Source organism: Parasedimentitalea maritima, assembly GCF_005771405.1.
GTDB classification, from domain to species: domain Bacteria; phylum Pseudomonadota; class Alphaproteobacteria; order Rhodobacterales; family Rhodobacteraceae; genus Parasedimentitalea; species Parasedimentitalea maritima.
In genome coordinates, this window is record NZ_VAUA01000007.1 from 214,114 (window position 1) to 238,084 (window position 23,971).

28 protein-coding genes are annotated in these 23,971 nt (G+C 54.5%); 27 read left to right on the top strand and 1 reads right to left on the bottom strand.

Going from position 1 to position 23,971, the window contains the following annotated elements; genetic code table 11:
* Positions 1 to 2: 2 nt before the first annotated feature.
* The 8 genes from rplR (at position 3) to FEE96_RS15100 (ending at position 4,491) form a co-directional block, all read left to right on the top strand.
* Positions 3 to 362, top strand: a complete 360-nt coding sequence (gene rplR, locus FEE96_RS15065) for a 50S ribosomal protein L18 (protein ID WP_138163944.1) — start codon at positions 3 to 5, stop codon at positions 360 to 362.
* Positions 363 to 474: 112 nt separating this feature from the next.
* Positions 475 to 1,050 (top strand): 30S ribosomal protein S5, encoded by a 576-nt coding sequence (gene rpsE / locus FEE96_RS15070; RefSeq protein ID WP_138163945.1) that lies wholly within the window; start codon positions 475 to 477, stop codon positions 1,048 to 1,050.
* A gap of 12 nt (positions 1,051 to 1,062) precedes the next feature.
* The gene (gene rpmD / locus FEE96_RS15075) at positions 1,063 to 1,251 is read left to right on the top strand and encodes a 50S ribosomal protein L30 (RefSeq protein ID WP_138163946.1); all 189 of its coding nucleotides are present in this window, start codon (positions 1,063 to 1,065) and stop codon (positions 1,249 to 1,251) included.
* 144 nt (positions 1,252 to 1,395) lie between these two features.
* Positions 1,396 to 2,004: a 2-hydroxychromene-2-carboxylate isomerase gene (locus FEE96_RS15080; protein WP_138163947.1), complete on the top strand. Its 609-nt coding sequence runs from the start codon at positions 1,396 to 1,398 to the stop codon at positions 2,002 to 2,004.
* A 58-nt stretch (positions 2,005 to 2,062) separates the two neighbouring features.
* Entirely contained in the window at positions 2,063 to 2,482 is a 420-nt protein-coding gene (locus tag FEE96_RS15085; RefSeq protein WP_158980065.1) for an MAPEG family protein, read from the top strand.
* A gap of 167 nt (positions 2,483 to 2,649) precedes the next feature.
* On the top strand, positions 2,650 to 2,865 hold the full coding sequence (locus tag FEE96_RS15090; RefSeq protein ID WP_212744775.1) for a DUF1127 domain-containing protein: 216 nt from the start codon (positions 2,650 to 2,652) through the stop codon (positions 2,863 to 2,865).
* Positions 2,866 to 3,114: 249 nt separating this feature from the next.
* A complete protein-coding gene (locus FEE96_RS15095; RefSeq protein ID WP_138163950.1) occupies positions 3,115 to 3,330 on the top strand; it encodes a DUF1127 domain-containing protein in 216 nt (71 codons plus the stop codon).
* A 162-nt stretch (positions 3,331 to 3,492) separates the two neighbouring features.
* A complete protein-coding gene (locus FEE96_RS15100; RefSeq protein ID WP_138163951.1) occupies positions 3,493 to 4,491 on the top strand; it encodes a Gfo/Idh/MocA family protein in 999 nt (332 codons plus the stop codon).
* A gap of 1,001 nt (positions 4,492 to 5,492) precedes the next feature.
* Here the strand turns inward: FEE96_RS15100 and FEE96_RS15105 are convergent.
* Positions 5,493 to 5,969: an SMI1/KNR4 family protein gene (locus tag FEE96_RS15105; RefSeq protein ID WP_138163952.1), complete on the bottom strand. Its 477-nt coding sequence runs from the start codon at positions 5,967 to 5,969 to the stop codon at positions 5,493 to 5,495.
* Between the two features lie 232 nt (positions 5,970 to 6,201).
* Here FEE96_RS15105 and rplO point away from each other — a divergent pair, with 232 nt between their 5' ends.
* The 19 genes from rplO (at position 6,202) to FEE96_RS15200 (ending at position 23,969) form a co-directional block, all read left to right on the top strand.
* The gene (rplO, locus tag FEE96_RS15110) at positions 6,202 to 6,675 is read left to right on the top strand and encodes a 50S ribosomal protein L15 (protein ID WP_138163953.1); all 474 of its coding nucleotides are present in this window, start codon (positions 6,202 to 6,204) and stop codon (positions 6,673 to 6,675) included.
* Positions 6,676 to 6,787: 112 nt separating this feature from the next.
* Positions 6,788 to 8,152, top strand: a complete 1,365-nt coding sequence (gene secY, locus FEE96_RS15115) for a preprotein translocase subunit SecY (protein WP_138163954.1) — start codon at positions 6,788 to 6,790, stop codon at positions 8,150 to 8,152.
* Positions 8,149 to 8,790, top strand: coding sequence for an adenylate kinase (locus FEE96_RS15120; RefSeq protein ID WP_138163955.1), 642 nt, complete (start codon positions 8,149 to 8,151; stop codon positions 8,788 to 8,790). The genes secY and FEE96_RS15120 overlap by 4 nt, the downstream gene beginning before the upstream one ends.
* Positions 8,791 to 8,864: 74 nt before the next feature.
* A complete protein-coding gene (locus tag FEE96_RS15125) occupies positions 8,865 to 9,245 on the top strand; it encodes a hypothetical protein (RefSeq protein WP_138163956.1) in 381 nt (126 codons plus the stop codon).
* Between the two features lie 171 nt (positions 9,246 to 9,416).
* Positions 9,417 to 9,971: a hypothetical protein gene (locus FEE96_RS15130; protein ID WP_138163957.1), complete on the top strand. Its 555-nt coding sequence runs from the start codon at positions 9,417 to 9,419 to the stop codon at positions 9,969 to 9,971.
* 508 nt (positions 9,972 to 10,479) lie between these two features.
* Entirely contained in the window at positions 10,480 to 10,848 is a 369-nt protein-coding gene (rpsM, locus tag FEE96_RS15135) for a 30S ribosomal protein S13 (RefSeq protein ID WP_138163958.1), read from the top strand.
* Between the two features lie 15 nt (positions 10,849 to 10,863).
* Positions 10,864 to 11,253: a 30S ribosomal protein S11 gene (gene rpsK / locus FEE96_RS15140; protein ID WP_138163959.1), complete on the top strand. Its 390-nt coding sequence runs from the start codon at positions 10,864 to 10,866 to the stop codon at positions 11,251 to 11,253.
* Positions 11,254 to 11,370: 117 nt separating this feature from the next.
* Entirely contained in the window at positions 11,371 to 12,387 is a 1,017-nt protein-coding gene (locus FEE96_RS15145) for a DNA-directed RNA polymerase subunit alpha (RefSeq protein ID WP_138163960.1), read from the top strand.
* Positions 12,388 to 12,534: 147 nt separating this feature from the next.
* Positions 12,535 to 12,957: a 50S ribosomal protein L17 gene (gene rplQ, locus FEE96_RS15150; protein WP_138163961.1), complete on the top strand. Its 423-nt coding sequence runs from the start codon at positions 12,535 to 12,537 to the stop codon at positions 12,955 to 12,957.
* A 440-nt stretch (positions 12,958 to 13,397) separates the two neighbouring features.
* Positions 13,398 to 14,216 carry a GFA family protein gene (locus FEE96_RS15155; RefSeq protein WP_425467325.1) on the top strand — a complete coding sequence of 273 codons (819 nt, stop codon included), beginning with the start codon at positions 13,398 to 13,400 and terminating at the stop codon, positions 14,214 to 14,216.
* A gap of 188 nt (positions 14,217 to 14,404) precedes the next feature.
* Positions 14,405 to 15,790, top strand: a complete 1,386-nt coding sequence (locus tag FEE96_RS15160) for a trypsin-like peptidase domain-containing protein (RefSeq protein WP_138163963.1) — start codon at positions 14,405 to 14,407, stop codon at positions 15,788 to 15,790.
* Between the two features lie 2 nt (positions 15,791 to 15,792).
* The gene (locus tag FEE96_RS15165) at positions 15,793 to 17,106 is read left to right on the top strand and encodes a replication-associated recombination protein A (protein WP_138163964.1); all 1,314 of its coding nucleotides are present in this window, start codon (positions 15,793 to 15,795) and stop codon (positions 17,104 to 17,106) included.
* Between the two features lie 114 nt (positions 17,107 to 17,220).
* Positions 17,221 to 17,601: a fluoride efflux transporter CrcB gene (crcB, locus tag FEE96_RS15170; protein WP_138163965.1), complete on the top strand. Its 381-nt coding sequence runs from the start codon at positions 17,221 to 17,223 to the stop codon at positions 17,599 to 17,601.
* Entirely contained in the window at positions 17,598 to 18,641 is a 1,044-nt protein-coding gene (locus FEE96_RS15175; RefSeq protein WP_138163966.1) for an RluA family pseudouridine synthase, read from the top strand. Before crcB ends, FEE96_RS15175 begins: the two co-directional genes overlap by 4 nt.
* The gene (locus FEE96_RS15180) at positions 18,638 to 19,306 is read left to right on the top strand and encodes an HAD-IA family hydrolase (RefSeq protein WP_138163967.1); all 669 of its coding nucleotides are present in this window, start codon (positions 18,638 to 18,640) and stop codon (positions 19,304 to 19,306) included. Before FEE96_RS15175 ends, FEE96_RS15180 begins: the two co-directional genes overlap by 4 nt.
* A gap of 3 nt (positions 19,307 to 19,309) precedes the next feature.
* Positions 19,310 to 20,014, top strand: a complete 705-nt coding sequence (locus FEE96_RS15185) for an ATP12 family chaperone protein (RefSeq protein ID WP_138163968.1) — start codon at positions 19,310 to 19,312, stop codon at positions 20,012 to 20,014.
* Between the two features lie 233 nt (positions 20,015 to 20,247).
* The gene (locus FEE96_RS15190) at positions 20,248 to 21,264 is read left to right on the top strand and encodes an amino acid ABC transporter substrate-binding protein (RefSeq protein WP_138163969.1); all 1,017 of its coding nucleotides are present in this window, start codon (positions 20,248 to 20,250) and stop codon (positions 21,262 to 21,264) included.
* 127 nt (positions 21,265 to 21,391) lie between these two features.
* A complete protein-coding gene (locus FEE96_RS15195; protein WP_138163970.1) occupies positions 21,392 to 22,660 on the top strand; it encodes an amino acid ABC transporter permease in 1,269 nt (422 codons plus the stop codon).
* Between the two features lies 1 nt (position 22,661).
* A complete protein-coding gene (locus FEE96_RS15200; protein ID WP_138163971.1) occupies positions 22,662 to 23,969 on the top strand; it encodes an amino acid ABC transporter permease in 1,308 nt (435 codons plus the stop codon).
* The last annotated feature ends 2 nt before the right edge of the window (positions 23,970 to 23,971 follow it).

Consider the following 23,971-nt stretch of genomic DNA (forward strand, 5'->3'; position numbering starts at 1 on the left):
CAATGGCAAACAGCAAAAGAACCCTGTTTCTGAAGCGCCGCTTGCGCGTCCGGAACAAACTGCGCCGCGTGAACGCTGGACGTCTTCGTCTTTCTGTTCACCGTTCGAACAAGAACATCAGCGTTCAGCTGATCGACGACGTTCGTGGCGTTACAATGGCTTCTGCCTCGACCCTGGAAAAAGATCTGGGTTTCGTCGGCAAGAACAACATCGAAGCAGCTTCCAAAGTGGGTACGGTTATTGCCGAACGCGCCAAGAAAGCCGGTGTTGAAGAAGCTTATTTTGATCGCGGTGGCTTCCTGTACCACGGTAAAGTGAAGGCCCTGGCCGACGCTGCCCGTGAAGGTGGTCTCAAGATCTAAACGTTGCGGGCGGTGCATTTTGCTCCGCCCCGATAATCCGGGGGTCCCCAGTGATGGGGGCTCACCAGGATTGGATATTAGGCGCATATGCGCCGGATGAAAGGAATGCCTCATGGCAAGAGATGACAACCGCCGCGGCGGCCGTCGCGATCGCGACGAAACACCAGAATTCGCAGATCGCCTAGTCGCGATCAACCGCGTTTCCAAAACCGTTAAAGGTGGTAAGCGCTTTGGTTTTGCAGCTCTCGTAGTTGTAGGCGACCAAAAAGGCCGCGTTGGCTTTGGTAAAGGTAAAGCGAAAGAGGTCCCTGAGGCCATTCGTAAAGCCACCGAGCAGGCCAAGCGTCAGATGATCCGCGTTCAACTGCGTGAAGGTCGGACACTGCACCACGACATGGAAGGCCGTCACGGCGCCGGTAAAGTGGTTATGCGGACTGCACCTGAAGGTACTGGTATCATCGCCGGTGGTCCAATGCGTGCTGTTTTCGAAATGCTTGGCGTCAAAGACGTTGTTTCGAAGTCGATTGGTTCGCAGAACCCTTACAACATGATCCGTGCAACCATGGACGGCCTCCGCAAAGAGTCCAGCCCACGTTCGGTTGCTCAGCGTCGTGGTAAGAAAGTTGCCGACATCCTGCCTAAGCGGGACGAAGCACCAGCAGCGGCACCTGCCGAAGCTGAAGCTTAAGGAGATCGGAAGATGGCTAAAACTATCGTTGTAAAGCAGATCGGTTCTCCGATCCGTCGTCCCGCCAAACAGCGTGCTACGCTGGTTGGTCTGGGTCTGAACAAGATGCACAAGACACGTGAGCTGGAAGACACTCCTTCGGTTCGCGGCATGGTGAACAAGATTTCACACATGGTCGAGATCATCGAAGAAAAAGGCTAAGTCCTTTTCCTTGAAGACAGCGAAAACGCCTCCGGCTCTGCCGGGGGCTTTTTTGTTTGGAAGTTGGCTATGTGGATAAGAATAAGCTGACAGGGTTTCCCGTTACAGGTACTTACAGGGAATTCACTTCAGGGAATTTGCCACATGCCCAGCATCGAATATTTCTATTCTGCCCATTCCGCCTATGCCTATCTGGGCGCCCAAAAGCTGGCTCAAATCTGCGCGGATTATGGTTGCACGGTGCTGCACCGGCCGATTTACCTCAGCCCCGTCATCGAGGCCGCAGGGTCACAACCCTTTGCTGCACGTACCAAGGCGCACGCCGACTATTTCTTTGGCCGCGAAATTGAACGCTGGGCAGAATATCGGGGTGTTGATATGATCGACTACCGTCCCACTCATCATGACAATCCGCTGACACTGTCAAATGGTCTGATCATCGCAGCCGCCGAAGCCTGGGCACCGGTGGACCAACTGTCCTATGCGATACTCAAGGCGCATTGGGTGAAGGATGCCGATATTGCAGATGCGGCAACTCTGGCGGGACTGGTCACTGACTTGGGTTTGGATGCAGATAGCTTGCTGACCGCAGCATTGTCAGCCCCAATTCAAGCCCTGCATGAGCAATATACCCAAGAGGCTATGACCCGCAGCGTCTTTGGCTCACCCACCTATATTCTGGACGGTGACATGTTCTATGGGCAGGACCGGTTGGAGTTGATCGAACACGCGCTGTCGAAAAGATCGGCTTGACGGAACAGGGCAGGGGTGCTCTCTATTTAACCAAATCATTAAATAGATGGAGTGCCCAATGCCCGAACTTGTAGCAGCCTATTCAGTTGCCCTTATTTCCCTGCTGGTCTTTGTTCTAGTTGTTCTGCTGCAGTCTGCGCTGGTGGGCGCGGCCAAGGCCAAGGCAAACATGACCCCGGGCAGCAACCCCGAACCGGACTACGACAATTCCGTTTACCGGCTGAACCGAAGCCATCAAAACGGCATTGAGATCATGCCTGCCGTCGCCGTCGGGGTGTTCGCCTGTATCCTCACCGGGGTTTCTGCCTGGTGGGTCAACTTGCTGATGGTGCTGTTTCTGGTTTTGCGGCTGATCTACGTCCTGATCTATGCGCAGAACGTTGGCAAGGCGACCCAAGGCGCACGTACTTTTGTGTTTGTCGCGGGATGGGCGATGGTTGTAGCGCTGTGTGTTCTGTCAATCTTGGCGCTGGTCTGAATTTCGTGAGGTACGCAGAACCAACAGCAGGCCGGGATCTATGTTTCAGACGCATAGCGGCAAGACCGTGATGTGCGTTGTTTGCGCTGACATCTGTCCCTATTTTAGGTCGACAAATGACAGAAGCTGCCGGTCAATGCGGATCGGCCGAATAGATGGACGAACCAATGGAATATGCAATCCCCTCGCAAAGTGCCACCATGAACCTGAGTGGCCGCTTTCAAGCCATTCTGGCGAACGTACGTGCTGCCCGGGTTCGTAAGGCTGCGTTCAATCGCGCCTATGCCGAGTTGCAAAGCTTAACAGAAGACGAGCTGATCGAATTTGGTATGCACCGCTCAGATCTGGCCGAAATTGCCCGTCAACAGGTTGAAGCCGACTGAACCTTAGGCCGATGAACGGTGCGTGCTAGCACGCACCCTGCGACATGACGATGCGCCCGCGGGAAACCGGGGGCGTTTTGCATTTTCTCACCTTTTACAAGGCTGGGCTTTGCATGTCGTCAGTGCATAGCGGCTTGACCGAACTGGCATTTGTGGAGTGCACCATAGATGGCGTATTTAAAATGCAGCTTAACAAGGCACACATACAGTACCGGGGAATGGGTCTCGGTAAAGAGTAAGGACAATAACATGGCTCACGCAATCAATTCCGCTTCTACTGGCTTTAACCTGATCGCACGCATCCGTGGGTTCTTTGAGGCTGCCGCAACATCCTGGGTTCAGGCCAGCGAATATAAGCGTACTTACACAGAGCTGGATAAGCTGACAGGCCGTGAACTGGCCGACATTGGTGTTCGCCGCTGCGATATCGCCGAAATCTCCCGTATCCACGTATACGGCAAGTAATTCCCGAATTCATTCGACCCTTTTCCTCCTCCCTTGGGTTTGAGTGACCAGAAACGCCTCCGCACCGCGGGGGCGTTTTCTGTTACTAGGCCGTGACGTTAGATTTGCCTTCTGTTGCGGCTGCCTCTAGCTCTGGTTGCTCGCAACAAAGGAGCGCGTGATATGCTACGCTGGGCTGTTCTGGGAACAGGGTTTATCTCCAACGCGGTGGCGACAGCCATCCAGCAAAGTGACGGGTCAGAGCTATGGACCGTCGCTGGGCGGAACCCGGATGCTGTGCAGGCGTTTCAGCGCCAATACCAGATTCCCAACCACTCTATCGGTTACGAAGGCGCACTCAGTGACCCAAATGTCGATGTGGTCTATATCGGCCTGCCCAACCATGTACATTACACACTGACTGCGCAGGGCGCCGCCAATGGTAAGGCGGTCCTGAGTGAGAAGTCGCTGACCACCACCATGGATCAGGCCCACCAGCTGGTCACTGCAGTACAGAGCCACAATACTTTCTTCGTTGAGGGCTTAATGTATCTGGCCCATCCGCTGTATCAACGTCTGCTAGAGGTGCTGCTGGACGGTCGCCTAGGCGAGCTGCGCGCCATCCAGGGGTTTTACGCCGCTGATATCTGGCAGGTGACCAATCCGTTGGGGCGCGGCACCCTGTACAATCTTGGCTGTTACCCCACCTCGCTGATGCATCTGGTGGTGCAGACCATGTGCGGCGAGGAGATGTTTGCCACCCGCCGCCTGAGCGGCTTTGGCAATGTCTCGGACCACGACGGTACCATCTGCGACGCGGCTGTGACCGCCCGGTTTGGCAATGGTGTGCTGGCCAGTCTACACTCCACCGACAGCTACGGCATGGCGCATGGCTTTACCATCAGCGGCAGCAAGGGCGTGTTGCGGGTCGTCACCAATCCGTGGCTGCCCGTGCCCGGCGCGAACCACCTGCAGTGGTGCCCCTATGACGGCGCGGTTGAGGACATCTATGTCGAAACCGGGTATGATGCCTTCTATCACCAGATCAAAATGGTCGAACAGAACCTCTCCCAAAACCGGACCGAGGCACAGCGCCCGTCGCCCCGCCTGCAGGATTCGGTCGAGATCATGGCGTTCCTGACCGAGTGGGAGGCCCTGTGCCTGAACGGGGCTGCGGATTAACCCTGTTGCGCAGCCAGCGGACGCCCTGCTCAGGAAACTGAAACCGTCGAGCTGTAGTTTCCTAATTGATCGCGATCTAGCCGGGCTTGGCACCCCGGCCACACCCGGAGCCTGGCCCTCGTAAAGAAGGGGGCGCAACTGAACCGTTCCTTGCACGGGGCATTCCCCCGTCTGCATCCACCCCGGCGGCGCCGCCACTCCTATCCGGCCCACCCGTTTGATACAGAATGACAGAAACCGACAGGGCAGGGGCCTTGGCGGCTGAAGGCGCTCGCCTATCAGGTTTGCCAAGGGCAAACCCGCGCCTGACCTTCCCCCCGGGAAGGCGCTTTGCACCTCCCCAAGGTCAGGCGCTGATTGTGGTAGTGTTTTAGGCTTGTGGATGTTGGATTCACGGGTCTAAATCTCAATATTCGGATCTGCGATCTATTTATTGAAAGAGGGCTGTCTTTTGGCACGGCGACGAGACTTAAAGAATGTTTCTTACGGTTTTTTGGGTTTTGTTTTTAGTCGAAATTTTGACGTTGATGGGTATTGCGGTCTTGGAAAGCTCTACCAGCTAGCGAACGGTCTTGAGGGGAAGGTTGTTCATCTTGATGTCATGCCTGACCCACAAGGCGATTGTGGGTCCTTGGTTTCGTATAGTGAGTTCTTTTCATACTGGCTTGGCCAAAAAATGAACAAATTGGATCTGCCGCTCGATTGGGTGACGTCAGCGGAACTTACGATTCGGTTCAATGTTCCCTCAGATCTACCGTTGAAGGTAAGCAAGAATTTGCGAGTTAACGCGGAATATGCAGTTGGAGACATTGTAACTGCTGAATTGGTGCTCATCTCCGACTATGGAAAAGAGTACACAGCGTCGGCTAGTGGACGCTGTGTCAAATTTAATAGCTTGCTCAATTCTTCGCTGAGGAGAGGCCGAGAAGACCGGGGGCCAAAACTAAAAAAGCTAGGCGCTTTGCACCTCCCCAAGGTCAGGCGCTAGGATTGGTTATTGTCTACGGAAGGTAGAACCCCAGAAACGTGTCAAAAGAACGGGCCAGTCTTTCTGTTTCATTGAAGTCGTGATCCCAAAAGTAAACCGAAGCATCTGGAACAGAGTGTTGACCCAGTTCGCGCATATCGAAACAAATGTTGTTTCCAAGGCTATCGATTAGGAATGGTAGCAAGAAGACTGGCATTCCCATATCACGCCAGATCAAAGCGTCGCGGATTTCTTCTGGTGAAAGAAAGCTATTCAAGTGCGGACGGTTTACGCCCAACAGGACATCTGCAAGAGAAATATTGTCGTCTATCCACTCCCAGAGCTTAATCGTTGGGTTTGGCAACCCAACTTCAAGAATTTGGCTCCGGTAACTGAGTGGAAAGGCCGCGCCCACCTCAGTCTCCAATTCGGAAAGCTCGACTTCAGAAACGCTTTCAGGCTGATAGTTCGGGTGACTCCAAGCCTCGTGAAATCTTGCTAAAGTGCCCACTCAATTCTTGCTCGATCAATCAATTTTCTCCCACCCTGTGTGAAACCTGTGGGTATTGCAACAGCAACCAAGGACGCGGCACATTGCACTAGCAAGCCAAGTCACTTGATCCCCACTCCCAACAGGTCTATAGGCACCCGGTGGCCATCCGGGTCACGAGAATCAAAATCACTATATGCCGTGGTTGGCCCGAATTCGCTTCGTGGGTCACATCCGGCCAAGGAGAAGCGATATGAGACTTAACGAACTGAGCGACAACCCAGGCGCAACCAAAAAACGCAAGCGCGTTGGCCGTGGTCCGGGTTCCGGCACCGGTAAAATGGGTGGCCGTGGTATCAAAGGTCAAAAATCCCGTTCGGGTGTTGCGATTAAAGGTTTTGAAGGCGGTCAGATGCCTTTGTACCAGCGTCTGCCAAAGCGTGGCTTCAGCAAGCCAAACCGCAAGGCATTTGCAGTCATCAACCTGGGCCTGATCCAGAAATTCATCGACCTCGGCAAACTTGACGCTGCATCGATCACCGAAGATTCGCTGGTCGAATCGGGTGTTGTTCGTCGCAAGCTGGACGGTGTCCGTGTTCTGGCCAAAGGCGAAATCACTGCCAAAGCCAACATCTCTGTTACCGGCGCGTCGAAATCCGCTGTTGAAGCAGTAGAAAAAGCAGGCGGTGCCCTGACACTGGTCGCAAAAGCAGCTGCAGCTGAGTAAGCCCTTGTGAGCGGCAACAATGCCGCTTACATAGTCTCCAGTTTTCCAATTGACGCCGCCCGAGCCGGAAAACGGCTCCGGGCGGCGTTTTCGCAATAAAGAGACCTTTTTCATGGTATCAGCAGCAGAACAAATGGCGGCGAACACCAGCTGGTCCGCGCTTGGCAAAGCGACAGACCTGCGCAATCGCATCCTGTTCACACTCGCCCTTTTGATTGTCTACCGTTTGGGCACATTCATTCCGGTTCCGGGCATCGACACACTCGCCCTGCGCGATTTCATGGAGCAGGCCGGCCAGGGTATTGGTGGCATGGTCTCCATGTTTACCGGTGGCGCCCTTGGTCGTATGGGTATTTTCGCCCTCGGCATCATGCCCTATATCTCGGCTTCGATTATCATCCAGTTGTTGACCTCGATGGTCCCGTCGCTGGAGCAGTTGAAGAAAGAAGGCGAGCAGGGCCGCAAGAAGATCAACCAGTACACCCGGTTTGGCACCGTGGCGCTGGCCACAGCCCAATCTTATGGTCTGGCCGTGTCGCTTGAGGCTGGTGAACTGGCAACCGACCCCGGCATGTATTTCCGTCTGGCCTGCATGATCACCCTTGTTGGTGGCACCATGTTCCTGATGTGGTTGGGTGAACAGATTACCCAACGTGGTCTGGGCAACGGTATCTCGCTGATCATCTTTGTTGGTATCATCGCCGAAGTTCCTGCTGCTCTTGCTCAGTTCTTTGCCTCTGGTCGGTCCGGTGCTATCAGCCCGGCGGTCATCGTGATGGTTCTTATCATGGTTGTCGCAATCATCATGTTTGTGGTGTTCATGGAACGGGCCTTGCGTAAGGTGCACATTCAGTACCCACGCCGTCAGGTTGGCATGAAAGTCTATGACGGTGGCTCTTCGCATCTGCCGGTCAAAGTGAACCCAGCAGGCGTGATCCCGGCCATCTTTGCCAGCTCGCTGTTGTTGCTGCCGACCACCATCTCGACCTTCTCGTCCGGTGCGACAAGTGGCCCGGTGATGTCCTGGCTGCTGGCCAACTTTGGCCCCGGTCAGCCACTGTACCTGTTGTTCTTTGTGTCGATGATCGTGTTCTTCGCCTACTTCTATACCTTCAACGTGTCGTTCAAACCTGAAGAGGTCGCCGACAACCTGAAGAACCAGAACGGCTTTGTTCCCGGTATCCGTCCAGGTAAGAAAACTGCCGAGTATCTTGAGTACGTCGTCAACCGCGTGTTGGTTCTGGGCTCGGGCTATCTGGTGCTTGTTATGCTGCTGCCAGAAATCCTGCGCGGACAGTTTGCCATCCCGTTCTACTTCGGTGGTACATCGGTTCTGATTGTGGTCTCTGTGACTATGGACACCATTCAGCAGGCGCAAAGCCATCTGTTGGCACATCAGTACGAAGGTCTGATCGAGAAAAGCCAGTTGGGTCGCAAAAGCAAAAAGCGCGGTAAGCGCGGGCCAGCGCGCCGATGAATATTATCCTTCTTGGACCACCGGGTGCCGGCAAAGGCACCCAAGCGCGCCATTTGGTTGACACCCGTGGAATGTTACAGCTCAGCACCGGAGATATGCTGCGCGATGCCAAGTCCAGCGGTACTGAGATGGGTAAGAAAGTCGCGGCCATTATGGATGCCGGCAAGTTGGTCACGGACGAGATCGTCATTGGCCTGATCGAAGAGAAGCTGTCCGCCGAATCTGGTGCCGGTTTCATCTTCGACGGCTTCCCACGTACACTTGCTCAGGCTGATGCGCTGTCTGCTTTACTCGCCAAACTTGGTCAGTCACTGCACACAGTGATCGAAATGCGGGTCGACGACGATGCGCTGGTTAAGCGGATCACCGGTCGCTTTACCTGTGGCGATTGCGGTGAGGTTTATCACGACGAAACCAAACCAACGGCTGAGGACGGCAAATGTGACAACTGCGGGAGTACCAACATGGTGCGGCGCGCAGATGACAACGAAGACAGCCTGCGCACCCGTTTGATGGAATACTACAAAAAGACCTCGCCGCTGATTGGCTATTACTATGCCAAGGGCGACCTGCGTCCCGTCAATGGTCTGGCTGACATCACCGAAGTGCAAAAGTCGATCGAGGCCATTCTGGGCTGATCAACGCATTGGTAGGTTGATAACCAATTGGGGCTAGGACTTTCCTAGCCCTTTTTGATTCAGGAACCCAATTTATGCCAATTCGTCCCGCTCTTTGTATTGCCGCCCTTTGTGTTGCCGCCCTGGGCGTATCAGCTCAGGTCCTTGTTGATGACATGCGTGCCTGTGCAATGATGGAGGAGGAGCATGGCTTGCTTGATTTCGCGAGCGAAGGCGGGCTGATCCTGGACCCATATGGTTTCAACTCGATGGAGCTTAATTGCCTGTTTTCACCGGAGCTGACCTTCAACTGGGACAGCTACCAAGTCTCAACTCATATGGGGCAGTGCGAGTATCCTGGTCCAGACTATGAACCCAAGCTGTTCACCTTTGTGATGAACAATGAGGAGCCCGGGGTGGTGAAGCTGTATGACGGATCAGATGAGCCGACCCGGTTCTATTCCTGTACGGATTGATTTGGCGCGATAACGAAAAAAAGTGGTAACTGGTGCTCATGGGATAAATAGCGTTGAAACTTCAAGGCAGACCGCTTTCAGCGATGCTTGGAAGGTGGAGCAGAAAATGGCTCGGAACTACGCATCGGATTAGGGAATTGTCATGGTCCACTTTGTCTATAGGCTATGCCGATGACCGAAATAAGAACCTTGCTAAACTTAGATAGGTGGACTGACCTGAACTGTAGTGCTGGTGGCTTTACTGCGCTTGGTCGCCCAGATATTGCGCCGCGGGCTGTCGACATTTCCGTCAACAAGCCACTTGACCCCACAAATTTGAAGGAACTTGTCAAGTTCGCTCGACCAGTTCCGAGGGCCCCAATCGAAGAGCTCTTTGGCCTTTGCAACGGTGTGATGGTTGGAAGATACGTGTTTAATGTGTTTGGAGTGCTCGATAAAACTGGAGGCGGAGGACATGCGCATATTCCGTTGGATACCAATGTCCCCAACCTTTATGGACGCCCGGAAGAGCTTGATGAAGAGCTGCTCATTCTCGCAAAAAGTACTGAGATTACGGCGCCATCCGGTAAGAGTTCTAATTTCTTTCATTTTATAGACACCTTTGGGAAAATTTCCGTCTCTGATTCAGAGAACCTTTTGAAACCGGTTCGAACATTTGACGACGTCACAAAGTGGCTTTGTTCTGAGTTTGAAAGAGCAGTTTCCGGCTTCGAGGCGAGTGGTTAGGCTGCAATCTGCAGGCTCTACGCCCAACTCTCTGAATTAAAGTGGAACTACTGAAACGATCGGCGTCGCCTAGGCTAGCCTTCACTTTGCAGCACGCGCGATATTCAATTTTCACTGGGACGGCAATCAAATCTCACCGACAAGGGGCCACTACGAAGAACCCGGTCCCTAAATCGTGCTCACCATGTTTGCCTTTAGGATGACCCCGGCGCTGTCACTCTGTAGGAAGGATCAGATGAGCCGACGGTGTTCCATTCCTGCGCGAACTGACTCTATCTGATTGGTTGCGCTAGCAATGATCTGTAGCGTCAATCAAAAGGTGGGTTGACGATCCTTAAAATACCTCATACCCAAGCCCATCCCTACGGGGAATCAATTCCTGTGGGTGGGTTTAACTCATCTGCAAAACTACCTCGAAAATACTGGGCCAAACGGCGTTACTGCCAGGGTCTAGTGTTGTGAAAAAAGGTTCCGGTACTACGGAACCGCAACAAAAGGAACGTATAACGTGGCACGTATTGCCGGCGTAAACATCCCGACTGCAAAGCGGGTTCCAATCGCCCTTACCTATATCACCGGAATCGGTAACACCACGGCTCAGGCCATTTGCGAGGCCGTAGGCATCGAAATGACTCGTCGTGTTAATGAACTGACCGACGCCGAAGTTCTGAAAATTCGCGAGCACATCGACGCCAACGTCGAAGTCGAAGGCGACCTGCGCCGCGAAACAACCATGAACATCAAACGTCTGATGGATCTGGGTTGCTACCGTGGCCTGCGTCACCGTCGTAACTTGCCTGTTCGTGGTCAGCGGACCCACACCAACGCTCGTACTCGCAAAGGCCCTGCACGGGCTATTGCTGGTAAGAAGAAGTAAGGGAGGGTTTGATCAATGGCACGCGAAAAGACTCGTACGAAGAAAAAAGAGCGCAAGAACATCGCCTCCGGCGTTGCTCACGTTAACAGCTCGTTCAACAACACCAAGATCCTTATCTCGGATGTTCAAGGTAACGCAATTTCCTGGTCTTCGGCTGGTACCTGCGGCTTCAAAGGCTCGCGGAAATCCACACCGTACGCCGCTCAGCTGGCTGCAGAAGATGCAGGCAAAAAAGCTCAGGAACATGGTGTTAAAACTCTGGAAGTCGAAGTTCAGGGCCCCGGTGGCGGTCGTGAATCCGCGCTGCGCGCTTTGGCAGCAATCGGCTTCAACATCACATCGATCCGTGATGTAACTCCGATGGCACACAATGGTTGCCGTCCGCCGAAGCGCCGCCGCGTCTAAGCGACACAATTTATCGCTGGGGTCCTGTGTTTTTTGCATGGGCCCCAGTTTGTCATTAGAAACCTCGGGCGCCTGAACCTACCGGACATGGGGTACAGGCAGGAATGGAGGGAACGCATGATCCATAAGAATTGGGCAGAACTGATCAAGCCGACACAGCTTGAAGTTAAGCCGGGCAACGACCCAGCACGCCAGGCGACAGTTGTCGCTGAGCCGCTGGAACGTGGTTTTGGTCTGACCCTGGGCAACGCCCTGCGCCGTATTCTGATGAGCTCGCTGCAAGGCGCCGCCATCACATCCGTACAGATCGATAACGTTCTGCACGAATTTTCCAGCGTTGCCGGTGTGCGTGAAGACGTCACCGACATCATTCTGAACCTCAAAGGCGTTTGCCTGCGGATGGAAGTCGAAGGCCCTAAGCGTCTGTCGATTAATGCCAAAGGCCCAGCTGTTGTGACTGCTGGTGACATCTCTGAGTCCGCTGGTATCGAGATCCTGAACCGCGACCATGTGATCTGTCACCTGGACGACGGCGCTGATCTGTTCATGGAACTGACTGTGAACACTGGCAATGGTTATGTTTCGGCTGAGAAGAACAAGCCGGAAGATGCACCTATCGGCCTGATCCCGATCGACGCGATCTACTCGCCGGTCAAAAAAGTTTCGTACGACGTTCAGCCGACCCGCGAAGGTCAGGTTCTGGACTATGACAAACTGACCATGAAGATTGATACCGATGGTTCGATCACGCCGGATGACGCTGTCGCTTTTGCTGCGCGTATCCTGCAGGATCAGCTGTCGATCTTCGTGAACTTCGACGAGCCAGAGTCGGCATCGCGTCAGGACGAAGACGATGGTCTCGAGTTCAACCCGCTTCTGCTGAAGAAAGTGGACGAACTGGAACTGTCTGTTCGTTCGGCAAACTGTCTGAAGAACGACAACATTGTCTACATCGGCGATCTGATCCAGAAAACCGAAGCAGAAATGCTGCGTACTCCAAACTTCGGCCGCAAGTCGCTGAACGAGATCAAAGAAGTGCTTTCGGGCATGGGTCTGCATCTCGGCATGGACGTCGAGGACTGGCCACCGGACAACATCGAAGATCTGGCGAAAAAGTTCGAAGACTCGTTCTAATAGGGCTGGTCAAGAGATTGGAGAGGGCGTAAAGCCCTCTCCGCAATGCCCACAATGGTGGGGAAGACTGGGCAATATTGCCCCAAGGAGAGGGACTGACCCGCATCGGTCTCCAGACAAAGCAAAACCTGAAGAAGGAATTCGAAAATGCGTCATAAACGTGGTTATCGCCGCCTGAATCGTACACATGAGCACCGTAAAGCTCTGTTCTCGAACATGGCTGGCTCGCTCATCGAGCACGAGCAGATCAAGACAACTCTGCCAAAAGCAAAAGAATTGCGTCCAATCATCGAAAAGATGATCACGCTGGCAAAACGTGGCGATCTGCACGCCCGTCGTCAGGCCGCATCCAAGCTGAAAGAAGACCAGTACGTCAGCAAATTGTTCGACATCCTGGGCCCACGCTACAAGGACCGTCAGGGCGGATATGTCCGCGTTCTGAAAGCTGGTTTCCGTTATGGTGACATGGCACCGATGGCGATCATCGAATTTGTTGACCGCGACCGCGACGCCAAAGGCGCAGCCGACAAGGCGCGTGTTGCAGCTGCAGAAGTTGCTGCCGAAGAATAAAACCGCCGGATCTTAGATCCTGTGCGTCGAGAGCCCTCGTTCCATCCGGAGCGGGGGCTTTTTGTTTGGTCGATTGCAGGGATGACCAGACAAAATGAACGGAAAATAATCAAATGCCAGCAGGCACCGTAGCATTTGTGCCAAGGGATGCTGCTCCGATTTATGGAAATGTGCTAAACTATCGATTGGGTTACAAACACAAGCAATTGAAGCGGGCGTCTTTTATGGTTGGAGTATCTCAAAGAAGGTTGGCTGCAATCCTATTTGCGGACATCGTTGGCTATAGCAAATTGATGGGCAAGGACGAAGCAGGGACCCTGGAGGCCCTGCAAAGCTTGCAGTTCAGTCTGTTCAATCCGTAGATAGGTCAGCACAGCGGCAGAGTTGCCAAACTGTTAGGTGACGGAATTCTGGTGGAATTCAAAAGTGTCCTTAACGCAGTGGAATGTGCCCTTGCCATCCAGCGCGGCATGATTTCGCTTAAGACCAATGACCACGGAGAGCGCCAGATCAAGCTTCGTATTGGCGTCAACTTGGGTGAAGTGCTCATCGATGGAGACGAAATTTACGGCGATGGGATCAACGTTGCTTCGCGACTGCAGGAATTGGCTGATCCGGATGGTATCTGTATCTCCAGCTCTGTTTTTGGACATATTGATGGTGCGATTGACCATGGTTTTTCAGATGCAGGAGCATATCAGCTCAAAAATATTGTGAAGGCCGTCAGGGTTTTTAAATACAGTCCTGCCCCCTTGGGTGGGCATCAGGAAAGGGCATTCAGACCCTTCATTGACTTGCCCGTCGCAGAGAAACCACTGGTGACTGGCGGCTGTCTTTGCGGCCAGGTGCGTTACGAGGTGTCCGAAAAAGCGCTCGGCTCGATGCTCTGTCATTGCCGAATGTGCCAGAGGTTCTCAGGGGCCCCCATGCTCGAAGGCACCACCTTCCCAGTTGGGGCCTTTCGGCTGACAAAGGGCCGAGTCAAAATCTACCAATCATCGTTGATTGCGGAACGGGGGTTCTGCGCGAAATGCGGCTCTCCGATCCTCTATCAAGGCCGGATCGGGTATTGGACGAACTGGATTGTTGTCACTACCGGCAGTTTTGATGAGCCGGAAAACTATCCTCCGACGTATCATCTTAGCACCGAAAGCAGGCTCCCTTGGCTCAATGTTGTGGATGATTTACCGCAGACCACATGCAGGGATTCACCTAGCTTGGTCGAAGCATACAGAGCTGTCGGCCAAGACGTGCCTTGAGCCCAGAGCGCTGGTTACTTCGCGCAGCCGGAAAAGCGTGGTAGATCAAGTTCTAAACAGCAGACCTACACGACGTAGACCATTGCCCCAGAGCAGCTACGTCCCTGATTGCTGTTTCAACCGGAGGCACGCTTGCAATTGCGAGACACCCCACGCATATCCTTGGGACAAGAACAGTTGGAGCCAAAATGATCCGCGCAACCCTTATAGCCCTCGTTGTAGCCGCCGCATCGCCGTTGACCGCCGAGACAAGAGTCCCGATGTCTCAGGCTGAGATCAGTCTTGGCTTTGCGCCACTGGTGAAAGAAGCCGCGCCAGCGGTTGTGAACATCTATGCCAAGATCGTTACTCAGGAACGTCAGCGTACGCCGTTCTCTAACGATCCGTTTTTCGACGATTTTTTCCGGGGACTTTCGCAGCCACAGCAGCGTGTACAGAACTCGCTGGGGTCAGGGGTGATCCTTTCGGATGATGGTATCGTGGTGTCAAACTATCATGTGGTGGGGATGGCGACTGAAATCCGTGTGGTGACCACAGATCGGCGCGAGTATAACGCCCGCGTCATTCTGTCGGACAAGGCAAGCGATCTGGCGATCCTTCAGCTGGACGATGCTGAAGACCTTCCTTTCCTGGAGCTGCGCAACAGTGACCAGGTTGAGGTGGGGGAACTGGCACTGGCCATCGGTAACCCCTTTGGGGTTGGGCAAACTGTCAGCAGTGGCATCATTTCCGGTCTGGCGCGCACCGGCACCGCTACGGGTGAAGGGTTTGGCTATTACCTGCAAACCGATGCGGCGATCAATCCGGGCAACTCTGGCGGCGCGTTGATTGACGTCAATGGCGATCTGATCGGCATCAATACCCGAATTCTGAGCCGGTCGGGTGGGTCCAATGGTATTGGGTTCGCTATTCCAGCCAATTTGGTTGGCGAAATTGTCCATCAGGCCCGAAGCGGAACTGAAGAGTTCAAGCGACCCTGGGCAGGCATGTCGGGGCAGCCCGTAGATGCAGATCTTGCGGCATCGCTGGGCATGACCTTACCCGAAGGCATGGTGATTTCGGATCTGCATTCCGCCAGTCCGTTTGTAGAGGCCGGGTTCAAAGTTGGGGATGTGATTTCCATGGTGGATGGCCAAGTGGTCAACTCGCCCTCAGAGATGGCGTTTCGCATGTCGGTTGCCGGTATGGGCAGTACGGCTCAGGTCACCCGCTTGCGGGGCACTGACAAGGACGTCCTTGACGTTCAGATGATGGCAGCGCCCAATTCGCCGCCAGCCGCACCAATCCAGTTGGGCGAGAATACCCCGCTCCCGGGTTTGACGGTGGCGCGGATCAATCCTGATGTCATTTTTCGCATGGGGCTGGCTCTCAATGCAGAAGGCATCGTCATCACCGACCCTGGCCAGCACGGTGCACGGGCGGGGCTGCGTCCCGGTGATGTCTTGCTGGCAATCAACGGCAATGAAGTGGTTGAGACTACCGAAGTCCCACAGTTTTTAAGTGAGTCCGGTCGACGGTTGAAACTGAACTTGCAGCGCGGCGGTCAGCGGTTGAACCTGCGGTTCCGGCTATAACCATGGCAGATCTCTTCGACAGTGACACTGCCCAACCTGATCGGCCTGAACCCAAACGGCCTTTGGCTGATCGGCTGCGGCCCAAAAGCTTAGCGCAGGTCATTGGGCAGGAGCAGGTCTTGGGGGCAGAGGCGCCGCTGGGTGTCATGTTGGCGTCTGGTTCACTGTCGTCTTTGATTTTCTGGGGCCCACCGGGCGTGGGTAAGACCACCATTGCACGTTTGCTGGCGGATGAGACTGATCTGCACTTTGTTCAGATCAGCGCGATTTTCAGCGGTGTTGCTGATTTGAAGAAAGTGTTCGAAGCGGCCAAAATCCGGCGTCAGAACGGGCGCGGAACCCTGCTGTTTGTCGATGAGGTGCACAGGTTCAACAAAGCCCAGCAAGACGGGTTCCTGCCCCATATGGAAGATGGCACCATCCTGCTTGTTGGGGCCACCACCGAGAACCCCAGCTTTGAGCTCAACGCCGCGCTGCTCAGCCGGTCGCAAGTTCTGGTGTTGGAACGTCTGTCCCTGGTGGATCTGGAGCTGATGACCCAGCGGGCCGAACAGGAATTGGGTCGCGCATTGCCACTGGATGCAGATGCGCGTGATGCGTTGCAGGAAATGGCAGATGGGGATGGCCGGTCGTTGCTGAACCTGATCGAACAGGTCTCCGCGTGGAAGGTGGACAAGCCGCTGAACCGGGATGCACTGGCAACCCGGTTGATGCGGCGGGCGGCAAAATTCGATAAATCAGGGGACGAGCACTACAATTTGATCTCTGCCCTGCACAAATCCATTCGCGGATCAGACCCGGACGCAGCGCTTTATTGGTTAGGGCGGATGTTAGAAGGCGGAGAGGACCCGCGGTTTCTGGCCCGTCGACTAACCATGATGTCGACCGAAGATATCGGTCTGGCGGATCCACAGGCAAACACTGTCTGCCTGAACGCCTGGCAAACCTACGAGCGGCTGGGGAGCCCCGAAGGCGAGTTGGCACTGGCCAATGCGGCAGTTTATCTGGCCTTGGCGCCAAAATCGAATGCGGTCTATGTCGGCATAAAGGCCGCGCGCAGACTGGCCAAACAGACCGGCAGCGCGCCGCCGCCGAAACATATTATGAATGCGCCGACCAAACTGATGGCCGAGCAGGGATATGGCGATGGCTATGCCTATGATCATGATGCCGAGGATGGGTTTTCCGGGCAGAACTATTTCCCGGACGGGGTAAAGCACCCGCTACTGTATCAACCGGTTGAGCGGGGTTTTGAGCGCGAGTTGAAGCGACGCGTGGATTATTTTGCCAAACTACGGGCGCAACGCAACAGTTAGAGGTGCGTGCCAGCACGCACCCTACGCCAGTTGCTGTTGGATCTGTTAAGCCCTGCGTTTGGTGCAAAGCCGGCAAAACTTGACATCTTGGTCTTCACACGCGAGAGACCGCCAATGTTTTATACAGTGTTACATGTGGCCCTTGGGGGTGCAATCGGAGCGGCGTGCCGTTATATGGCCGGTCTGGGGATGATCCGGCTGCTGGGCCATCATCCGTTTCCGGTTGCGGTGTTGACGGTGAATGTTGTCGGCTCGTTCCTGATGGGAGCCTTTGTGGTCTTTGCTGCACATCGCGGCCTGACCCATTTCAGCCCGTTTGTGATGACCGGGCTGTTGGGTGGGTTTACGACGTTTTCGGCGTTTTCGCTGGAAACTGTTACCCTGATGGAGCGTGGCGCGTTTGGCTATGCTGCACTGTATGTATCGATGTCAGTGATTTTGTCGGTGACGGGATTGTTTCTTGGCCTGATGGCCGCAAAAGGGGTGCTGGCATGAGTGGCGTTCAAAAGATTATCGTTTCGGACGAGGACACTGATCAGCGGTTAGACCGCTGGCTGCGTCGACTGTTTCCACATGTTAGCCAGGGCCGCATCGAAAAGATGTGCCGCAAGGGCGATCTGCGCGTCGACAGCGGCCGGGTGAAGCCTTCGACACGGGTTGTTGCAGGGCAGACCGTTCGGGTGCCGCCGCTGCCAGCCAGCGATCATCGCCCCAACGAGACCCAGCGCCGGATCTCGGATGCGGATATCAAGATGATCCAGTCCTGTGTGATCTACCGCGACGACCATGTGATAGCGCTGAACAAGCCACATGGTTTGGCCGTGCAGGGGGGCAGCGGCCAAAGCCGCCACGTGGATGGATTAGCCGAAGCACTGAAATTCGGATATGAAGAAAAACCCCGTCTTGTGCATCGCTTGGACAAAGATACTTCGGGTGTTTTGCTGCTGGCACGTGACCGGCTGTCGGCTAAGGCACTTACTGCTTCGTTCCGGCACCGTGAGACTCGTAAAGTGTATTGGTCAGTGGTTGCAGGGGTTCCGCATCCCAAACTTGGGATGATTAAAACCGGGCTGGTCAAGGCGCATGGGCACGGTCCAGGCGGCGAAGGTGAGAAGATGTACAACATCCACCCGCGTGATATTGATGACACCCCTGGCGCTAAGAAGGCGATTACGGACTATGTTGTGCTGGAGGCCGCAGGCAAACGGGCTGCATGGATGGCGTTGAGCCCCGTCACCGGGCGCACCCACCAATTGCGGGCCCATATGGGTGAACTGGGTCATCCGATTGTTGGTGATGGCAAGTATGGTGGATCAGGCCAAGAAAACCTCGGCGATGGCTGGGGCTCGCAACTGGGTGACGAAATTTCAAAGAAGCTGCACCTGCACGCGCGTAGCATCAAAATCGAACACCCCTCGAACAGGTCGGTTCTACACATTACTGCGCCACTGCCTCAGCACATGCAGGACACCTGGGACTATTTCCAGTGGGATCCAAAGGATGTGCCGGACGATCCCTTTGAGGAGCTGGAATGAGCACAGACCTGCGACTGGTTTTGTTCGATATGGATGGAACTCTGGTAGATAGCCAGGGCGCCATCACCGGCGCAATGGCCGAGGCCTTTGCCGAGGTTGGGCATGTTGCCCCGACGCGGGACGCGGTCCTTTCCATCATTGGGCTATCGCTGGATCTGGCGATGGCGGAACTGGCTCCTGGCGCTGATGGACCTACCCTGGATGCCTTGGTGGAGGGTTACAAATCCTCCTACATGAGGGCGCGTAAGGCTGGCGGTCAGGCGCATTCACCATTGTATCCGGGCACTCTGGATATGCTGGCAGCGTTGAACGCAGTGCCGGAGTACCTGTTGGGTGTGGCCACTGGAAAGTCACAACGCGGGTTGGAAGCGGTGGTCGCTGCACATGAGTTGACCAGTTTTGTGACCCGGCAGTCTGCTGACCACCACCCATCGAAACCGCATCCTTCAATGGTTTTGACGGCCATGGCGGAAACAGGGGTCGCGCCGGAACATACCGTGATGATTGGCGACACCAGTTATGACATCGACATGGGCCGTACCGCCGGGGTTCACACCATTGCTGTGGACTGGGGGTATCACCCTGCTGACCAGCTGAATGCCGATTACACCATCAACAGCTTTGCCGAACTGGCACCGCTTTTACAAAGACTTTGGAAGGCCTGAACCATGAGTGCATGGAAGCAAAAGCGATTCTGGGAACAGGTTCAGGTGATCGAAGCCGCAGATGGGTTCACTGTGGAGCTGGATGGTCGCGCTGTTAAAACGCCAGCCAAAGCAGGGCTGTTTCTGCCGTCTCGTGCTATGGCTGAAGCCATCGCAGTGGAATGGGAGGCCCAGAAAGAGGCGGTAAATCCGAATACGATGCCCTGTACCCGGTCAGCCAATGCAGCCATCGACAAAGTGCGAATCCAGCACGCGGAAGTGGCCGACATGTTGGCCGATTATGGTGATTCCGACCTGCTGTGTTACCGGGCAGAGACGCCCCGGGAGCTGGTCTCACGTCAAAATGATCTTTGGGATCCTGCACTGGATTGGGCCGAATCGGCCCTAGGTGTTCGGCTGCTTAAACGGCAGGGGTTGCTTCATAAACGGCAGGAGGCCGAGGCATTACAAACTCTCCGTGCAAAAGTTCATGCGCTTTCCGCATTTCAATTGGCTGCCTTTCACGATTTGGTCAGCATGTCCGGATCGCTGATTCTGGGATTTGCTGCGGCTGAAAACTGGCGCAGTGTAGGTGAGATCTGGACACTGTCGCGGTTGGATGAACTGTGGCAGGAAGAGCAATGGGGGCCGGACGATGAGGCCCAGGCTGAGGCTGAAATTAAGCGGCAGGCCTTTTTACATGCCAAAAGATTTTACGATTTTTGTTGACCTGAAGGGCTTTTTCAGTCGTGAGCGCAATTTTCAATAAATGACTGCGATTGGAGCGCAAGTTCGTAATCCGACCATCGAAAATCATGATCCTGCACTTGACGTTTGTTGATGAATAAGCCCAAAGTTAGCAACGAATTGGGGAAATACCCTAGTTCACACTCATTTTCGACATTGCTGGTGTCGGGAAATAAACCGCCATCTAAGGCGGGAATATCAGGAAGAGGTAAAAAATGAAAAAGACTGTACTTTTAGGTGCGCTGACTGTAGCCGGCCTGGCTGCTGGCGCAGCCGCTGCTGGCACACTTGACGATGTCAAAGCCCGCGGCACACTGAACTGTGGTGTGACCACAGGTCTGGTTGGTTTTGCTGCTCCAGACGCCAATGGCGAATGGGCTGGCTTTGATGTTTCCATCTGCCGTGCCGTTGCTGCTGCGGTTCTGGGTGACTCCAAGGCTGTTGAGTTTGTTCCAACCACTGGTAAGACACGCTTCACCGCGCTGGCTTCTGGCGAAATCGACATGCTGGCTCGTAACACCACATGGACCTTCTCGCGCGATGTTGACCTGAAGTTCGAATTCACTGGTGTGAACTACTATGACGGCCAAGGCTTCATGGTTCCAAAAGAGCTGGGTGTTTCCTCGGCCAAGGAACTGGACGGCGCAACCGTTTGTATCCAGACTGGTACCACAACCGAGCTGAACCTGGCCGACTTCTTCCGTGCCAACAACATCAGCTACGAGCCGGTTCCAATCGAAACCAACGCTGAAGCACAGCAGCAGTACCTTGCCGGTGCTTGCGACGTGTACACAACCGACGCTTCGGGTCTGGCCGCAACACGCGCCACATTTGACGATCCGGCTGGCCACGTTCTGCTGCCAGAAATCATCTCCAAAGAGCCTCTCGGCCCGCTGGTTCGCCACGGCGACCACGAGTGGGGCGACGTTGTTCGCTGGACACTGAACGCTCTGGTTTCGGCTGAAGAGCTGGGTGTGACATCGGCAAACATCGCTGAAATGTCTGCTGGTTCCAACAACCCAGAAATCAACCGTTTGCTGGGCTCCGAAGGCACACTGGGCGAAATGATGGGTCTGGACGCTGACTGGGCGAAAAGCGCTGTCATGGCTGGTGGCAACTACGGTGAGATCTTTGCCAAGAACATCGGTGAAGAAACTCCTGTTGGTCTGGCACGTGGCCTGAACGCACAGTGGACAAACGGCGGCCTGCTGTACTCGCCTCCGTTCCGCTAAGAACCGCAAGGTTAAGGGCGCAGGTAATCCCTGCGCCCTTTTCCTATCTGCAATACGAACTCGATCAACAGGAGTGAGGGGAAACCTCACCCGGATAAGATCGAGGGAGTCACGGGGATCATAAAACATGACAACTCTCTCGGACCCACCGCAGGAGTCGTTTCGGCTGTCCCAGCTGATCTACGACACGCGGTACAGGTCGATGACCATCCAGATCATTGCTCTGATCGGATTTCTCCTTCTACTGGGCTGGCTTTTCGGTAATACCGCACAAAACCTGGCTGACCTTGGTAAAGAGCCAAGCTTTCGATTCCTAAGTGAACCGGCTGGCTACGACATCAACCAGCGCCTGCTGGAATATAATTCACAAGATACTCACCTGCGTGCAGCCTTTGTTGGCTTGCTGAACACGCTGGTGGTGGCCGTGCTTGGCTGTATTACGGCGACCATTCTGGGTGTGACGATCGGTGTTCTGCGCCTGTCCAGCAACTGGGTCGTTTCAAAACTGATGATGATCTACGTGGAAACCTTCCGCAACGTACCTGTGTTGCTATGGATCGTTTTTGTTATGGCAATCATGATCGAAACCATGCCTGCGCCACGCGCGTTCAAAGGGGAAAACCCGGCGTCGTCGATGATGCTGAACGATAGCGTGGCTGTGACCAACCGTGGTGTCTATATTCCCGAACCACTGTTTACGAATACACTGGGCGATGTTCACCTGTTTGGTGCCGCCAGCATGCGGTTTGATGTCAGCCTGGATCTGCTGGCATTGATGCTTGTGCTGGGTGCAAGCCTGTGGGGCGCCTCGTGGTTCCGCAAACGGGCGGACAAAATTCAAGAAGTGACAGGGGATCGTCCCAAGACCTGGCATGTACGCCTTGGCTTGATTGTCATTCCGACCGCTGTCCTGCTGTATGTTTTGGGCTTTCATTTGGGATACCCCGAGCTGAAGGGCTTTAACTTTAAAGGTGGCACGCACTTCCGGAACTCGTTGATCGCACTTTGGTTGGCATTGTCTCTGTACACAGCAGCCTTCATCGCTGAAATCGTGCGGGCCGGTATCATGGCCATCGACCACGGTCAGAGTGAGGCAGCAGCGGCGCTGGGACTACGTCCAAACCGGACTATGAAACTGGTGATCCTGCCACAAGCGCTACGCGTGATCGTCCCTCCGATGATTTCGAACTATCTGAACCTGACCAAAAACAGCTCTCTGGCGATTGCGGTGGGGTATATGGATCTTACGGGAACCTTGATGGGCATTACATTGAACCAGACCGGCCGCGAGCTGGAAACGGTTCTGTTGACGATGTTGATTTACCTGGCCATCAGTCTGAGCATCTCAGCGGTGATGAACATGTACAACAATCGCGTCAAAATGGTGGAGCGGTAATATGAGCGATATTTCATTTGTTCGCACAGAAATGCTGCCGGAACAGGATCCGCCAGCCTCTGAAGTTGGAGCCTTGGGCTGGGCAAAGCACAACCTGTTTTCAGGTGCCATGAACTCAGCCCTGACAGTGTTTTCCATTTTGGGTATCTACTATGTTCTGGCGGCTCTAGTGCCCTGGGCCTGGTCGCCAACATGGAACGCAACGTCGCTGGCCGGCTGTCGTGAAATCCTGCATGATCTCGGCCGTGATGGCCATTTCTCCGGCGCGTGCTGGGGGGTGATCAATGACCGTTGGGTTCAGCTGTTCATGGGGTTCTACCCGCCTGAACATTACTGGCGGCCTATCGCAGCCTTCATTCTGCTGGGCGTGGCGCTTTCTCCAGTGCTGTTTTCCGATCAGGTGCCAGCCAAGTTGATCTGGTTCACTGGCTTGTATCCGTTCCTGATGCCTTGGTTGCTATGGGGCGGATCTATCTGGGTTCCCCTGATGGTTCTGGCTGGATTTGTCATTGCTTATGCAGCGTATCGGTTCGTCTTAGACAAGATGAGCGAGCTGATTGCGCTGATAGTGGCAGTTCTTGTTGCGGTTGTCTGGTGGCTGTTCCTGATGGGGCCAATTGCCGAGTTTGTCTTCAATATCATTCCGATTGGTATGGAAGCGGTTGGCAGTCGTAAGTTTGGTGGCATGATGCTGTCACTGACCATCGGCGTTGTTGCGATTGGCTTTTCGCTGCCGATTGGTGTGGTACTGGCGCTGGGTCGTCAGTCCGATCTTCTGATCGTCAAGGCACTATGTGTTGGGTTCATTGAATTCATCCGGGGTGTTCCGCTGATCACGCTGCTGTTTGTTGCGTCGACCTTGCTGAACATCTTTATGCCTCCGGGGACCAACTTTGACATCATTATGCGGGTCATCATCATGGCCACCCTGTTTGCCTCTGCCTATATGGCCGAAGTGATCCGGGGCGGTTTGGCGGCTCTTCCTACCGGACAATATGAGGGTGCAGACAGTCTGGGCCTGGATTATTGGCAGGCTCAGCGGCTGATCATCATGCCGCAGGCGCTGAAAATCTCTATTCCTGGGATTGTTAGTACCTTTATCGGGTTGTTCAAAGACACCACACTGGTGTCGGTGATTGGCCTGTTGGACCCGCTAGGACTGTCCAATGGTATCCGCGCAAACGCAGAGTGGAACGGTGTCGTGTGGGAGCTTTACGGCTTTATCGCACTGATGTTCTTTGTCTTCTGTTTTTCCATGTCTCGTTATTCCATGTATCTGGAGCGTAAGCTTCAGACTGGCCATCGTTAAGG